The organism is Saccharomonospora piscinae (assembly GCF_005862235.1).
In the GTDB taxonomy this organism is placed as follows: Bacteria; Actinomycetota; Actinomycetes; order Mycobacteriales; family Pseudonocardiaceae; genus Saccharomonospora; species Saccharomonospora piscinae.
In genome coordinates, this window is sequence record NZ_VCEK01000002.1 from 398,226 (window position 1) to 412,039 (window position 13,814).

Annotated in this window: 12 protein-coding genes; 4 read left to right on the forward strand and 8 right to left on the reverse strand. The window is 70.3% G+C overall.

The genetic code is table 11. From position 1 onward, the window contains the following. Positions 1–44: 44 nt before the first annotated feature. Positions 45–2,678: an ATP-dependent chaperone ClpB gene (gene clpB, locus FFT09_RS07515; protein ID WP_138382245.1), complete on the reverse strand. Its 2,634-nt coding sequence runs from the start codon at positions 2,676–2,678 to the stop codon at positions 45–47. 183 nt (positions 2,679–2,861) lie between these two features. Here clpB and FFT09_RS07520 point away from each other — a divergent pair, with 183 nt between their 5' ends. Next, entirely contained in the window at positions 2,862–4,475 is a 1,614-nt protein-coding gene (locus FFT09_RS07520) for an alanine/glycine:cation symporter family protein (protein WP_138382246.1), read from the forward strand. Positions 4,476–4,634: 159 nt separating this feature from the next. Then, positions 4,635–5,834 carry a globin domain-containing protein gene (locus FFT09_RS07525; protein ID WP_138382247.1) on the forward strand — a complete coding sequence of 400 codons (1,200 nt, stop codon included), beginning with the start codon at positions 4,635–4,637 and terminating at the stop codon, positions 5,832–5,834. 3 nt (positions 5,835–5,837) lie between these two features. Here the strand turns inward: FFT09_RS07525 and FFT09_RS07530 are convergent, their stop codons facing one another. From FFT09_RS07530 to FFT09_RS07550, 5 genes are all read right to left on the reverse strand, one after another. Further along, positions 5,838–6,278: a heat shock protein transcriptional repressor HspR gene (locus FFT09_RS07530; protein WP_024877124.1), complete on the reverse strand. Its 441-nt coding sequence runs from the start codon at positions 6,276–6,278 to the stop codon at positions 5,838–5,840. A 6-nt stretch (positions 6,279–6,284) separates the two neighbouring features. Further along, positions 6,285–7,490: a molecular chaperone DnaJ gene (gene dnaJ / locus FFT09_RS07535; RefSeq protein ID WP_138382248.1), complete on the reverse strand. Its 1,206-nt coding sequence runs from the start codon at positions 7,488–7,490 to the stop codon at positions 6,285–6,287. A gap of 27 nt (positions 7,491–7,517) precedes the next feature. Beyond that, positions 7,518–8,306: a nucleotide exchange factor GrpE gene (gene grpE, locus FFT09_RS07540; protein ID WP_138382249.1), complete on the reverse strand. Its 789-nt coding sequence runs from the start codon at positions 8,304–8,306 to the stop codon at positions 7,518–7,520. Continuing rightward, on the reverse strand, positions 8,303–10,195 hold the full coding sequence (gene dnaK, locus FFT09_RS07545) for a molecular chaperone DnaK (protein ID WP_024877121.1): 1,893 nt from the start codon (positions 10,193–10,195) through the stop codon (positions 8,303–8,305). Before dnaK ends, grpE begins: the two co-directional genes overlap by 4 nt. A gap of 236 nt (positions 10,196–10,431) precedes the next feature. Further along, positions 10,432–11,172 (reverse strand): DUF4097 family beta strand repeat-containing protein, encoded by a 741-nt coding sequence (locus FFT09_RS07550; protein WP_138382250.1) that lies wholly within the window; start codon positions 11,170–11,172, stop codon positions 10,432–10,434. A 163-nt stretch (positions 11,173–11,335) separates the two neighbouring features. Here FFT09_RS07550 and FFT09_RS07555 point away from each other — a divergent pair, with 163 nt between their 5' ends. Next, positions 11,336–11,884, forward strand: coding sequence for a YbhB/YbcL family Raf kinase inhibitor-like protein (locus tag FFT09_RS07555; protein WP_081192565.1), 549 nt, complete (start codon positions 11,336–11,338; stop codon positions 11,882–11,884). 113 nt (positions 11,885–11,997) lie between these two features. After that, on the forward strand, positions 11,998–12,804 hold the full coding sequence (locus FFT09_RS07560; protein WP_024877118.1) for an IclR family transcriptional regulator: 807 nt from the start codon (positions 11,998–12,000) through the stop codon (positions 12,802–12,804). On the opposite strand, the gene FFT09_RS07565 is transcribed toward FFT09_RS07560, so the two are convergent. Both FFT09_RS07565 and FFT09_RS07570 read right to left on the reverse strand, forming a co-directional pair. Then, positions 12,791–13,351 (reverse strand): TetR/AcrR family transcriptional regulator, encoded by a 561-nt coding sequence (locus FFT09_RS07565; RefSeq protein WP_024877117.1) that lies wholly within the window; start codon positions 13,349–13,351, stop codon positions 12,791–12,793. The two genes, FFT09_RS07560 and FFT09_RS07565, sit on opposite strands and share 14 nt — an antisense overlap. After that, positions 13,348–13,674, reverse strand: a complete 327-nt coding sequence (locus tag FFT09_RS07570) for a DMT family transporter (protein WP_081192567.1) — start codon at positions 13,672–13,674, stop codon at positions 13,348–13,350. The genes FFT09_RS07565 and FFT09_RS07570 overlap by 4 nt, the downstream gene beginning before the upstream one ends. Positions 13,675–13,814: the final 140 nt, after the last annotated feature.

Genomic DNA, 13,814 nt, shown 5'->3' on the forward strand with positions numbered 1-13,814 from the left:
AGCCGCCACGGCCCGCCGACCAAGATCAGCGGGCCGTGTCGGGCCTACTCGTTCGGAGCATTCTCCGCGCGGTCCCCGCGACCGACCCGGAGCACGTCCGCTCCCGTGTCGAACTCGGGCGTGTCGACCCGCACGGTGTCGCCGTCCTTGATCTCACCGGACAGCAGCTCGCGTGCCAGCTCGTCGCCGATCGCGGACTGCACCAGCCGCCGCAGGGGCCGCGCACCGTAGATCGGGTCGTAGCCGGTGAGCGCCAGCCACTCGCGGGCCGCCGGGGTGACGTCCAGGCTGAGCCGCCGCTGCGCGAGTCGCGCTCCCAGCCGGTCGATCTGAATGTCCACGATCTCGCCGAGCTGCTCGGTGCCGAGCGCGTGGAAGACCACGACGTCGTCGAGCCGGTTGAGGAACTCCGGCTTGAAGTGCTGCCGCACCACGCTCAGCACGGCGTCCGTGCGCTGGTCCTCCGACAGCGTCGGGTCCGCGATGGCCTGCGAACCCAGGTTCGACGTCAGCACCAGGATGGTGTTGCGGAAGTCGACGGTGCGGCCCTGGCCGTCGGTGAGCCTGCCGTCGTCGAGCACCTGCAACAGCACGTCGAACACGTCGGGGTGCGCCTTCTCCACCTCGTCGAGCAGGACGACCGAGTACGGCCGCCTGCGCACCGACTCGGTGAGCTGCCCGCCCTGGTCGTAGCCGACGTAGCCGGGAGGCGCCCCGACCAGCCGCGCGACGGAGTGCTTCTCGCTGTACTCGCTCATGTCGATGCGCAGGATGGCCCGCTCGTCGTCGAACAGGAACTCGGCCAGCGCCTTCGCCAGCTCCGTCTTGCCCACACCGGTCGGGCCGAGGAACAGGAACGAGCCGGTCGGGCGGTCGGGGTCGGCCACCCCGGCGCGGGCCCGCCGCACCGCGTCCGACACCACCCGCACGGCGTCGGACTGGCCGACGACCCTGCGGCCGAGTTCGTCCTCCATGCGCAGCAGCTTGCCGGTCTCGCCCTCCAGCAGCCGTCCGGCCGGGATTCCGGTCCACGCGCTCACGACGTCGGCCACGTCGTCGGCGCCGACCTCCTCCTTCAACATCACGTCGGCCGTGTTCTCACTGGCGCGGGTCGCCTCGGCCAGGTCCTTCTCCAGCGCGGGAATGCGGCCGTAGCGCAGCTCCGCCGCTCGCCCCAGGTCGGTGTCACGCTCGGCCCGGTCCGCCTCGCCACGCAACTGCTCGAGCTGTTCCTTCAGCTCACGGACCCGCTCGATCGAGCCCTTCTCGTTCTGCCACCGCGCCGTGAGCGCGTTCAGTTCCTCCCGCTGGGAGGCCAGCTCGGCGCGCAGCGACACCAGCCGGTCACGGGACGCCGGGTCGTCCTCCTTGGACAGCGCCATCTCCTCGATCTCCCTGCGGCGCACGGCGCGTTCCACCTCGTCGATCTCGACGGGGCGGGAGTCGATCTCCATGCGCAGCCGGGACGCGGCCTCGTCCACGAGGTCGATGGCCTTGTCGGGGAGGAACCGGGCCGTGATGTAGCGGTCGGACAGCGTGGCCGCGGCCACCAGCGCGGCATCGGTGATGCGCACCCCGTGGTGTACCTCGTAGCGCTCCTTGAGCCCGCGCAGGATGCCGACGGCGTCCTCCACCGACGGCTCACCGACGAGGACCTGCTGGAACCGCCGTTCCAGCGCGGCGTCCTTCTCGATGTGCTGCCGGTACTCGTCCAGCGTGGTCGCACCGACCATGCGCAGCTCGCCACGGGCCAGCATCGGCTTGATCATGTTGCCTGCGTCGAGCGACGAGTCCCCGCCGCCCGCCGCGCCCGCGCCCGCGCCCACGAGCGTGTGCAGCTCGTCGATGAAGGTCACGACCTGGCCCTCGGAGTCCTTGATCTCCTTGAGTACGGCCTTGAGCCGCTCCTCGAACTCCCCCCGGTACTTCGCGCCGGCGACCATCGAGCCGAGGTCCAGCGCGACCACCCGCTTGCCGCGCAACGACTCCGGCACGTCACCAGCCACGATCCGCTGCGCGAGGCCCTCGACGATGGCGGTCTTGCCGACCCCGGGCTCACCGATCAGCACCGGGTTGTTCTTGGTGCGTCGCGACAGCACCTGGACCACCCGCCGGATCTCGGCGTCCCGGCCGATGACCGGGTCCAGCTCACCCGACCTCGCACGCTCGGTGAGATCGACGCCGTACTTCTCCAGCGCCTGGTACGTGCCCTCCGGGTCCGGCGTGGTGACCCGCGCCGAGCCGCGCACCTTGGTGAAGGCGTCCCGCAGCGCGTCGGGGGTCGCGCCGTGCCGCGTCAGCAGTGCCGCGACCGGACCGCCCTCGGCGGCGAGGCCGACGAGCAGGTGCTCGGTGGACACGTACTCGTCACCCAGTTCGGTCGCGAGCTTCTGGGCGTGGGTCAGCGACTTCACCGCGTGGGTGTCGAACTGCGGCGACGACACCGTGGCGCCGGTGGCGGACGGGAGCCCCGCGACGACGGGCTCCAGTTCGGTGCGGACGACGGCGGCGTCCGCACCGACGGCGGCGAGCAGGGGCGCTGCCAGGCCGTCGCCCTGGGACAGCAGCGCGCCCAGCAGGTGAGCCGCCGAGATCTCCGGGTTGCCCGCCATCGTGGCCGCCTGGGCGGCCGAGGAGATCGCCTGCTGGGTCTTCGTGGTCGGGTTGAAAGCGTCCATCCCTCACCTCTGATGTCCGTGCCGTGCCGACGTCGCTGAGATACGTCTCGACAGACATAACGACAGAAAAGTTGAGCGTGTTCCGCTCAACTAGGCTCAATCGTGCAGTTTCGAAGTAACAACGGGTAACAGATAGCCGCTGCCTCTTGTCATCTCCCACCCTTTGGGGTCAACTACCGGACCATGTCTGTCATCACCAGCGCGGCTGCCTCGTCGGGCCCACCGGCCGACGCAACCGGCGCAGCCTCTCAAGTCCTCGCGGCCGAGGGGGGGACCCTCGGCTCGATCGAGGAAGCGATCAACGACGTTTTCGATCCGTTGACCGAAGGGCTCTCGGCGTTCGTCTTCGCCGAGATCTCGCTGGGTTCCATCAGTTTCCCCTGGATCGTCGGCTGGCTCATCCTCGCGGCGACGATCTTCACGATCTACTTCGGCTTCATCCAGTTCCGAAAGTTCAAGCTCGCGGTGAACATCGTCCGCGGCAAGTACACCGACAAGACTGAGCCTGGCGAGATCAGCCACTTCCAGGCACTCGCCTCCGCGGTCTCCGGCACGGTCGGCCTCGGCAACATCGCCGGTGTCGGTGTGGCGGTCACGATCGGTGGCGCGGGAGCCACCTTCTGGATGGTCGTGGCCGGTCTGCTCGGCATGTGCACCAAGTTCGTCGAATGCACGCTGGGCGTGAAGTACCGCGAGATCCACGAGGACGGCACGGTCTCCGGCGGCCCGATGCACTACCTGCGCAAGGGCCTCGCCGAGCGGTTCCCCAACGCGTTCGGCGTCGGACTCGGCAAGGTGCTGGCCGTGCTGACCGCGATCGCGCTGCTGTTCTTCGCCCTGTCGGGCGGCAACATGTTCCAGGCCAACCAGACCTTCTCGCAGCTGCGCAACGTCACCGGTGGTGAGGACGGGTTCCTCGGCGGCCCCGGTGCGGCACTGATCTTCGGGATCATCCTCGCGATCGTCGTCGGCATCGTGATCATCGGCGGAATCAAGTCGGTGGGTGCCGTGACCGGCAGGCTCGTCCCCACGATGGCGGTCATCTACATCGCCGCCTGCCTCATCGTCATCCTGGTCAACCTCGACCAGGTTCCGGGCGCCGTCGGTGAGATCGTCGGTGGGGCGTTCGCTCCCGAGGGCGTGGTCGGTGGCGCGATCGGCGCCCTGATCGTCGGCTTCCAGCGCTCCGCGTTCTCCAACGAGGCCGGTCTGGGTTCCGCCCCGATCGCGCACTCGGCGGTGAAGACCAAGAACCCGGCCACCGAAGGCTACGTCGCGCTGCTGGAGCCGTTCATCGACACCGTCGTGGTCTGCACGATGACGGCGCTGACCATCGTCATCGCCTCGCCCCAGATGTGGCTCGACACCCAGGCCACCGTCTTCGCGGGCGGTGAGGCCCCGAGCAACGAGCAGGGCGTCACGATCACCTCCGAGGCGTTCGGCACGGTGCTGCCGTGGTTCCCCTACGTGCTGACGGTCGCGGTGGCGCTGTTCGCGCTGTCCACGCTCATCACCTGGGGCTACTACGGACAGAAGGCGTGGCTGTTCCTGTTCGGCAAGTCCCGGATCAGTGAGCGTTCCTACCAGGTGATCTTCTGCCTGTTCGTGATCGCGGGCTCGGTGCTGTCGCTCGGCAGCGTGCTGGCGTTCGCGGACGCGGTGCTGTTCCTGCTGGCGCTGTTCAACATCATCGGCCTCTACCTCCTCGTGCCGGTGGTGAAGCGGGAGGTGAACAGCTTCCGCGACAAGCTGCGCTCCGGCGAGGTGAAACGCAACGACGACAAGGTGCGGAGCTGACCTACCGCACAGGCATCGCGGCCCCCGGTCACCGCCTCGGCGGTCCGGGGGCCGTGCCACACCCGGGCGCTACCGGCGCCCCGGCGGGGGACCTACTGTTGTCGCACGACCCAATCGCGACGAGGGAGCCAGGGTGTGGCGCGGCGGTGAGGCTCTTTGATGACAGACGACCGGATCAGTCCCGTCCCCCGGCTCGCCCCGCCCCGCGACGCGCCCCAGGCCGTCACCGCGATGCTGGAGCACATCGAGACCAGCTGGCAGCTCGCCCGGCCCTACGCTGACGACCTCGCGCAGCACTTCTACCGGCTGCTGTTCACACTGGCGCCCTCGGCGCGCGAGCTGTTCCCGGTGAGCATGCAGGCCGACAACGGCCGCGTGGTCCGCGCGCTGCTGCGCGCACTGCGCCTGGTACACCGGCCCGACGACCTGGTGCCGCTGTTGAAGCAACTGGGCCGGGACCACCGCAAGTTCGGGCTGCGGCCCGCCCACTACGAGGCGGCGGGCACCGCACTGCTGGGCTCGCTCAAGCACTGCCTCGGCCCCGCCTGGACCCCCGAGGTCGAACGGGCGTGGGCCGAGGCGTACACGCTGGTGGCCCGGGTGATGCAGGACGCGACCGCCCAGGCCGAGGCCGAGGGCACCACCCCGGCGTACTGGACGGGCACGGTGGCCGAGCACCACCGTCTCAGCTGGGACCTCGCGCTGGTGCGGGTCGAGCCGGACGAGTGGGCCGTCCCGTACCGGGCGGGCCAGTACCTCAGCGTCGAGGTGCCGCAGCGCCCGCGGCTGTGGCGCTACCTCTCTCCCGCCAACGCTCCCCGGCCCGACGGCTCGCTGGAGTTCCACGTGCGGGCGGTGGAGGGCGGCTGGGTGTCGCCGGCCGTGGTCGGCCACACCCGGCCCGGAGACGTCTGGACGTTCGGCGCGCCGCTGGGCACGCTCGGTGCCGACCGGGAGTCCGGCCGCCCGGTACTGATGGTCGGGGGCGGCACCGGGGTGGCCCCGTTGCAGGCCGTGGTCGACGACCTGGGGCGGTGGGTCGACAACCCCGAGGTCACCTTCTGCTACGGCGGCAGGCACTGGGACGATCTCTACGCGCTCGACCAGCTCAGCGGGCTCGCGGCCGTGAACCCCTGGCTGACCGTGTGGCCGGTGGTCGAGCGGTTCGACGAGACCGGCCCGATTCCCGGGGTCGAGCAGGGCACGCCTGCCGAGGCTCTCGCCCGCTGGGGGCCGTGGCACGACCACGACGTGTTGGTGTCCGGACCGCCCGAAATGATCGAGGAGACGGTGGCGGCGCTGCTGGGCACCGGCGTCCACCCGAGCCGCATCAACTACGATCCGTTCCTCTCGGCCTGAGCTTCAGCGGCGGCCGGGCCGCCAGACGACGAGCGCGTTCTGCCGCCGGGCGGGTACCAGGTCCTTGCGGTACGAGGCGTGTACGGCGGCGGCGGCCTGCTCCGCCGCCGCATATGCCGCGGCGAGTTCCTCGCTCAGCTCCACGACTCGTTGCCGCAGGGCCCCGACGTCGTTCTCCAGCTCGATGATCCGCTTGATGCCCGCGAGGTTGACGCCTTCCTCCTGCGAGAGCCGCTGCACCTCGCGGAGCTGGGCGATGTCACGCATCGAGTAGCGGCGCCCTCCGCCGGAGGTCCGGCCCGGACTCACCAGCCCCAGCCGGTCGTACGACCGCAGGGTCTGGGCGTGCAGCCCCGACAGCTGTGCCGCCACCGAGATGACGAAGACGGGGGTGTCCTCGTCAGCTCCGTGGGGCAGCGCACCGGGTGGTCCGGAACCGAACATCCCGCCTCACTCCCTGTCTCGCAACAGTGCGGTGATCTCCGGTCGCGGATCGTGCGTCGCGACCGCGTCGGCGTAGCTCCGCAGTGCCTCACCGGCCTGCTCGTCCAGTGTAGGAGGCACCACAACCCGGAGCGTGACCAGCAAATCGCCCTGCGTGCCGTCGCGCTTGCCGATGCCCTTGCCCCGCACCCGCAGCACCCGGCCACTGGAGGTACCGGGCGGAATCCGCACCGACACCCGGTCGTCCAGGGTCGGCACCACGACCGTCGTCCCCAGCGCCAGCTCGGAGAAGTCCACCGGCAGCGTCACCGTGATGTCGTCGCCGGATCGTCCGAACACCGGGTGCGGGTTGACGTGGACGCGCACGTACAGATCGCCCGCCGTCGCGCCGCCCCGGCCGGGCTCACCCTGCCCGGCCAGCCGGATGCGCTGGTTGTCGTTCACCCCGGGCGGGATGCGCACGGTCAGCGTCCGGGTACGGGTGCTCACACCCTCGCCGGCGCACTCCGGGCACGGGTCGTCGATCACGGTGCCGCGACCGCGGCAGTCGCGGCACGGCTCCGAGAACGCGAAGGCACCCTGACTGCGGTTGACCAGTCCCGCGCCCTGGCAGGTGGGACACGTACGCGGGCTGGTGCCCGGCCGGGCCCCGTTACCGGCGCACGTCCCGCACGTGGCTGGACTCGACAGCCGCAACGGCAGGGTCGCGCCCCGCACCGCCTCGGCGAAGTCGATCCGGACGTCGGTCTCCACATCGGACCCGCGTTGGCCACGCGTCGCCGAGGTGGTGGCCCCGCCCCGGCGGCCGAACAGGTTGCCCAGCATGTCGCCGAGCCCGCCGAAGCCGCCGCCTGCACCGCCCGCAGGCTGCTGGCCGAAGATGTCGCCAAGGTCGAAGCCGCCGGGGCCACCGGAACCGCCGGGCCCGCCGGTTCCGCCGCCGCCCGGGAAGTGGAACCCACCCGGCCCGCCGGAGCCGAACAGCCTGCGCGCCTCGTCGTACTCGCGGCGCTTGTCCGGGTCCGACAGCACCCCGTACGCCTCGGAGACCGCCTTGAACGTGCGTTCGGCCTCCTCGTTGCCGGGATTCGCGTCCGGATGGTTCTCCCTGGCGAGCTTGCGGTACGCCTTTTTGATCTCGTCGGTCGAGGCGTCGGAGGAGACGCCCAACTCACGGTAGAAGTCCTTACCGAGCCACTCCCTCGCGCTCATCGGGCGTCCCCTCCTCTCCTCGTCTCGTCAGCGAGCGTTCTCATCGGCGTCGATCGGCAGTTCCCCGTTGACGGGCGGGTCGACCGGCTGCCGCTGCCCTTCGGCCGGAGCCTCGGCCGAAGGTTCGTGGTCGGTGACGGCCACCAGAGCCGCCCGCAGCACACGGTCACCGAAGCGGTAGCCCCGGCGCAGCACCGTGGTCACGGTGGGACCGTCCACCTCCGGCGAGGTGTCGTGCTGCACGGCCTCGTGAACGCTCGGGTCGAAGGGCTCGCCCGTGTCCCCGAAGGACTCCAGCCCCGCCTTCTCCAGCACGCCGGTCAGCTTGTCGGCCACGGCCTTGAACGCGCCGGTGAGGTCACCGTGTGCCTGGGCACGTTCGAGGTCGTCGAGCAGGGGAAGCAGATCGGTCACGACCGACGCCTTGCCTCCCGAGGCCATCGCCTCCCGCTCGCGATCCACCCGCCTGCGGTAGTTCGCGTACTCGGCCTGCACGCGCTGCAGGTCGGCGGTGCGCTCCTCCAACTGCTTCTCGACCTCGGCCACCGAGGACGGCGGGATCACCGCCTCGTCGACGATGCCCTCACCGGCCGACGGGCCGGGGGTGTCCGCGAGCGGAGTCTCCGGGACGTCCGGAAACTCCACCGCGGGCAGCTCGGAGGATTCGGCGGACTCCGCGGGCTCGGCGGCCTCACCCTCGGCGACGTCCTCGGACTGCCGCAGCTCGCCGGTCAGCGGATCGATCTTGCGCCGGTCTCGCACGACCACTGGCTCCTGTCGCTGCTCGTCGTCTTGCTCGGGCTGGCGCTCCGTCACTTCTTGTCCTTGTCGTCCTCGTCCACGATCTCGGCGTCGACGACGTCCTCAGCCTTGCCCGAACCGCCGCCGTCCGACGCGGCTCCGGCCGCGCCCGCGGCACCCGTGGCGCCCTCGGCACCGTCGGCCGGGCCGCCGCCCTGGGCGCCGGTGTTGGCGTAGAGCGCGGTGGCCAGCTCCTGCGACGCCGAGTTGAGCTTCTCGACGGCCTCGCGGATCTTGGCGGTGTCGGTGCCCTTCAGGGCCTCGTTCGCCTCGTCGATCGCGGACTTGACCTTGCCCTTCAGCTCGTCGGGCAGCTTCTCGTCGTTGTCCTTGACGAACTTCTCGGTCTGGTAGACGAGCGTCTCGGCCTGGTTGCGGGTCTCGGCCTCCTCGCGGCGGTGCCGGTCCTCGTCGGCGTGCGCCTCGGCGTCCTTGACCATGCGGTCGATGTCCTCCTGCGGCAGCGCCGAGCCGCCGGTGATGGTCATCGACTGTTCCTTGTTGGTGCCGAGGTCCTTCGCGGTGACGTGGACGATGCCGTTGGCGTCGATGTCGAAGGCGACCTCGATCTGCGGCACACCGCGCGGTGCCGGCGGGATACCGGTCAGCTCGAACATGCCGAGCTTCTTGTTGTGGGCCGCGATCTCACGCTCGCCCTGGAACACCTGGATCTGCACCGACGGCTGGTTGTCGTCCGCCGTGGAGAAGATCTCCGACCGCTTGGTGGGGATCGTGGTGTTGCGCTCGATGAGCTTGGTGAACACCCCGCCCTTGGTCTCGATGCCCAGCGACAGCGGCGTGACGTCGAGCAGCAGGACGTCCTTCACCTCGCCCTTGAGCACGCCGGCCTGCAACGCGGCGCCGACAGCGACGACCTCGTCGGGGTTGACGCCCTTGTTGGGCTCCTTGCCACCCGTCAGCTCCTTCACCAGTTCGGTGACGGCGGGCATGCGGGTGGAGCCGCCGACGAGCACCACGTGGTCGATCTCGGAGACGGAGATGCTCGCGTCCCGCACCACGTTGTTGAACGGCGCCTTCGTGCGCTCCAGCAGGTCGGAGGTGATGCGCTGGAACTCGGCACGCGACAGCGTCTCGTCGAGGAACAGCGGGTTCTTGTCCGCGTCGACCGTGATGTACGGGAGGTTGATGTTGGCCGTGCTGGAGCTGGAGAGCTCGATCTTGGCCTTCTCGGCGGCCTCCTTGATGCGCTGCAACGCCATCCGGTCCTTGGTCAGGTCGATGCCGTTGGACGCCTTGAACTTCTCGACCAGCCAGTCGACGATGCGCTGGTCCCAGTCGTCGCCACCGAGGTGGTTGTCACCGCTCGTGGCCCGCACCTCGACGACGCCCTCGCCGATCTCCAGCAGCGAGACGTCGAAGGTGCCGCCACCGAGGTCGAAGACCAGGATGGTCTGTTCCTTCTCGCCCTTGTCGAGCCCGTAGGCCAGCGCGGCGGCCGTGGGCTCGTTGACGATGCGCAGCACGTTGAGTCCCGCGATCTGGCCCGCTTCCTTCGTGGCCTGCCGCTGGGCGTCCTCGAAGTAGGCCGGGACGGTGATCACCGCGTCGGTGACGTCGTCGCCGAGGTAGGACTCGGCGTCGCGCTTGAGCTTCATCAGCACGCGCGCGCTGATCTCCTGCGCCGTGTACTGCTTGTCGTCGATCTCGGTCTTCCAGTCGGTGCCCATGTGCCGCTTCACCGACCGGATCGTCCGGTCCACGTTGGTGACGGCCTGGTTCTTCGCCGGCTGGCCCGTGAGAACCTCGCCGTTCTTGGCGAAGGCGACCACCGACGGGGTGGTCCGTGCGCCCTCCGAGTTGGCGATGACCGTCGGCTCGCCTCCCTCGAGAACCGCGACGACCGAGTTGGTCGTACCAAGGTCGATGCCGACCGTACGCGCCATGGTGCTTGTCCCTCCTGTGCTTCGCCTGTGCCTGTGACTGCGTGGGAACGCTTCCCACCAGCGATGCGGCTGTCGTGGTTGCCGCGCCGAGCGCGACAGTTGAGTGTGTCCCACTCAAGTTTTAGCGGGCCGGGTCACCGGCCGTCAATCCGGACTTGAGCGAACTGCACTCAAGGTTCCTGCCTGGGTCAACGAGCGAGGGGCCGCCGGTGTTCCCGGGCCGGCGAAATAGCTGGTCAACCGCGCTGCACCAGGACGTCACCGCTCGACGTCGTGAGGTCGAGCACCCGGTCCGCGCCCCGCGCCTGCTCGTGAATCTCCCGATCGCCGCTCGACGTGGTTCCGCCGACGCGGTAGGTGCCGGGCGGCACCGCGGCCTCGATGTCCCCGCTGCTCGTCTGCGCGTGAACACTGCCCACCCTGCCGAGGTCGAGCCCGATGTCGCCCGACTTCACGCTGGCGTTCACCGTCTCGACCCCGTCCACGTCGAGCGAGAGATCGCCGGAACTGGCCTCCGCCGACACCACACTGGCGCCGTCCTCCGCCGTGGTGAGCACGCGCACGTCCCCCGACGACGCGCGCACCGACACGTCCCCCGCGTTCTCGACCACCACGTCACCCGAGGACACCTCGCCCTCGACCCGGGTGCCGAGCGGCACCGTGACCTGGTACTCCACCGCGCAGTCGGCTCCGCAACCGTGCAGCTCCAGCGTCGTCCCGGACAGTGTGTAGGCGGCGCCGGGCTCGTCACCGTGGTAGTTCAGCCGCTGCTCGACCACGACACCCTCGGTTCCGGCCACCGCGCGCACCACCACGTCGCCGGACCCGTTGTCGAGGTCGACTCGCTCGACCGCACGCTCCACCGTGTTCGTGCGCTCCACGGTCGTCCCGGCCCAGGGCAGTTCCCAGTCGAAGGCCACCCACAGCCCGACCACGACGAGCGCGGCACCTGTCACCCCCAGCCCCACACGGCTCATGCTGGTTCAGTCCCCTCCGCTCACGACGCCTGCGCCGACAAGGCTATGGGCACGAGGCCGGGCCGCGAATCAGGACAACCCCCGGATTCGACCCTGAGGCGAGCCCTACCGAGGATCACTAGCCTGGTGGGACCAGTGACCCCGGAACCCGACTGGAGGACCCATGACCCGCGCGGGCCAGGCACCCAACCCGTACGACTCGCTCCCGCCCGTCCCGGCGTTCGCGCTGCGCAGCGACGACGTGGCGGACGGCGCGACGCTGCCCCGGCCGCACCGCAGCGGCCTCATGGGCGCGGGCGGCGAGGATCGATCCCCGCACCTGGCGTGGGAGGGCTTTCCGGCTGAGACGAAGAGCTTCGCCGTGACGTGCTTCGACCCGGACGCCCCCACCGGCAGTGGATTCTGGCACTGGGCGGTGTTCAACATCCCGGCTTCGGTCACGGAGCTGCCCTCCGGCGCGGGCGACGCCGAGGGCTCCGGGCTTCCCGAAGGGGCGCGCACGCTCACGACCGACGGCGGCGTGCGGCAGTACCTCGGCGCCGCGCCGCCCCCGGCACACGGCCCCCACCGCTACCTCTTCGCGGTCCACGCACTCGACCTGGAGTCGCTCGACGTGGGCAAGGACGCCTCGCCCGCGTTGCTCGGCTTCTCCATGTTCGGCCACACCCTCGCCCGCGCCACCCTCACCGCGGTGTACGAGAACGAAGGCTGAACGGCCGACCGGCGGTCGGAGCCGGCGATCGGCGTAACACCCCCGGCTCCGTCCGCGAAGTCCGTATGCTGGACCGCCCAGGCGAGCGGCCTCGGCAGCGGGAGGTTAGGTCGGTGAGCAGCACGCAGCCCCGAGGGCTGATCGGCTCGGTGCGACGCGCCCTGCGGGTGCTGGAGATCGTCGCCCAGGAAGGCGACGGGGTCAGCGCCAAGGCGGTGGCGCGCCGGGCCGCGCTGACGCTGTCGACCACGTATCACCTGCTGAACACGCTGGTCCACGAGGGCTACCTCGTGCGGCTCGGCCACGGCCGGGGTTTCGGACTCGGCTACAAGATCGGCACACTGCACCGGGCGCTGAGCGACGAACTCGACGTCGACGAGCGGGTGCGGCAGGAGCTGGGGTCGCTGCACCGCCGGGCCAGGGCCGCCGCCTACTACACGGTGCTGCGCGACACCGACGTGGTCGTGGCCGCGATCGCCGACTCGGACCGCTACCCACGCGCCCGGCCGCTGGAGTTCGGCTTCCACGAGGCCGCGCACGCCACCGCGTACGGCAAGGTGCTGCTGTCGGCGCTGAGCGCGAAACAGCGCAGGGACTACCTGTCCGGCGCGGGCATGCCGAAGCTGACCGAGCACACGCGGGTGCGCCTGACCGACCTGAGCCGCGAGCTGGAGCAGGTCCGGCGGGTGGGCCTCGCCAGGGACGTCGAGGAGTTCCAGCCCGAGCTGGCGTGCGTGTCGGCCCCCGTGCGTGACTCCGACGACCGCGTCACCGGCGCGGTGGCGTTCTCGGTGCCCGCGGCCGAGTTCGCCGCACGGAGGACGGAGCTGGAGCGCCACATCTGCGAGGGCGCGGCGCGGCTGGGGCGGGTTCTTACCGGTGGCACCGCGGCGGGGCCGTCCCGGATCAGCGCGGTTTGAGCAGGTAGTCGACCACCGGACGCAGTTCCTCCGCCGTGGGCGGCTCGTCGTCGATCAGGCCCTGGACGAGCAGGCCGTCGATCCCCGCGAGGAACACCCGGAACGCCACCTCGTCGTCGTGCCGCACCATCGACGTGAGCACGTCGAGCCAGCGCCGCGCGGCAGGCCGCAGCTCGGGCCGTCGCGCGGCCAGCAGGTACAGCTCGTACTCGGCCATCGTGCGCCCGCGCCGGGGACCGAGCGCCTCGGCGAGCAGTCCGGCGACCTCCTCGGCGCCCCCGCTGCCGCGCGAGCGCGCCCGGTCGATCATCCAGTACACCTCGGTGGCCATGTCGCGCGCGCAACTGATGAGCGTGGCGATGAGCAGGTCGTCGAGCGAGGCGAAGTGGTAGGTGGTCGACGTCGTCGGGATTCCGGCCTCCCTGGCCACGGTCCGGTGCGTGACCCCGGCGACGCCGTCGCGCTCGATGACGCGCAGCGTGGCCTCGACGATCTCCGCGCGGCGCTTGTCCCCTCGGGCCTTGCGCCCGTCCACGCGTTGTCTCACCGGTCACCGCCCAGTTCGAGCAGCAGCACCCCGCCGATGACCAGCGCCAGTCCGGCCACCATCGTCAGGTTCATCCGCTCGCCGAGGAACAGGGCCCCGATGACGGCCACCAGCGCGACGCCGGCCGCCGACCAGATGGCGTAGACCACGCCGACCGGCATGCCCAGCGTGAGCACGCGGGCGAGCAGGTAGAACGCCGCCCCGTAGGCCACGGCGACGACGGCGGTGGGAAGGGGTTTGGTGAAGCCCTCGGTGTACTTCAACGACACCGTGCCCGTCACCTCGGCGGCGATGGCCGCTGCCAACAGGACATACACGTTCATGACTGTTAAAATACCTGAACGATTGTCCCAATACCCAGCGAGTCGTGTGCCACATCAGCGGGACGAGCGGGAGGGCAGTAGGTTACTCATCAGTATTGAGCTAGAGCCTTTCCCGACCCCACCGCGAAGTTCCCGAACCG

Excerpts from the sequence above, each read along its gene's own strand:
- clpB (WP_138382245.1), bottom strand. The coding sequence starts at position 2,678 with ATGGACGCTTTCAACCCGACCACGAAGACCCAGCAGGCGATCTCCTCG.
- FFT09_RS07520 (WP_138382246.1), top strand. The coding sequence starts at position 2,862 with ATGTCTGTCATCACCAGCGCGGCTGCCTCGTCGGGCCCACCGGCCGAC.
- FFT09_RS07525 (WP_138382247.1), top strand. The coding sequence starts at position 4,635 with ATGACAGACGACCGGATCAGTCCCGTCCCCCGGCTCGCCCCGCCCCGC.
- FFT09_RS07530 (WP_024877124.1), bottom strand. The coding sequence starts at position 6,278 with ATGTTCGGTTCCGGACCACCCGGTGCGCTGCCCCACGGAGCTGACGAG.
- dnaJ (WP_138382248.1), bottom strand. The coding sequence starts at position 7,490 with ATGAGCGCGAGGGAGTGGCTCGGTAAGGACTTCTACCGTGAGTTGGGC.
- dnaK (WP_024877121.1), bottom strand. The coding sequence starts at position 10,195 with ATGGCGCGTACGGTCGGCATCGACCTTGGTACGACCAACTCGGTCGTC.
- FFT09_RS07550 (WP_138382250.1), bottom strand. The coding sequence starts at position 11,172 with ATGAGCCGTGTGGGGCTGGGGGTGACAGGTGCCGCGCTCGTCGTGGTC.
- FFT09_RS07555 (WP_081192565.1), top strand. The coding sequence starts at position 11,336 with ATGACCCGCGCGGGCCAGGCACCCAACCCGTACGACTCGCTCCCGCCC.
- FFT09_RS07570 (WP_081192567.1), bottom strand. The coding sequence starts at position 13,674 with ATGAACGTGTATGTCCTGTTGGCAGCGGCCATCGCCGCCGAGGTGACG.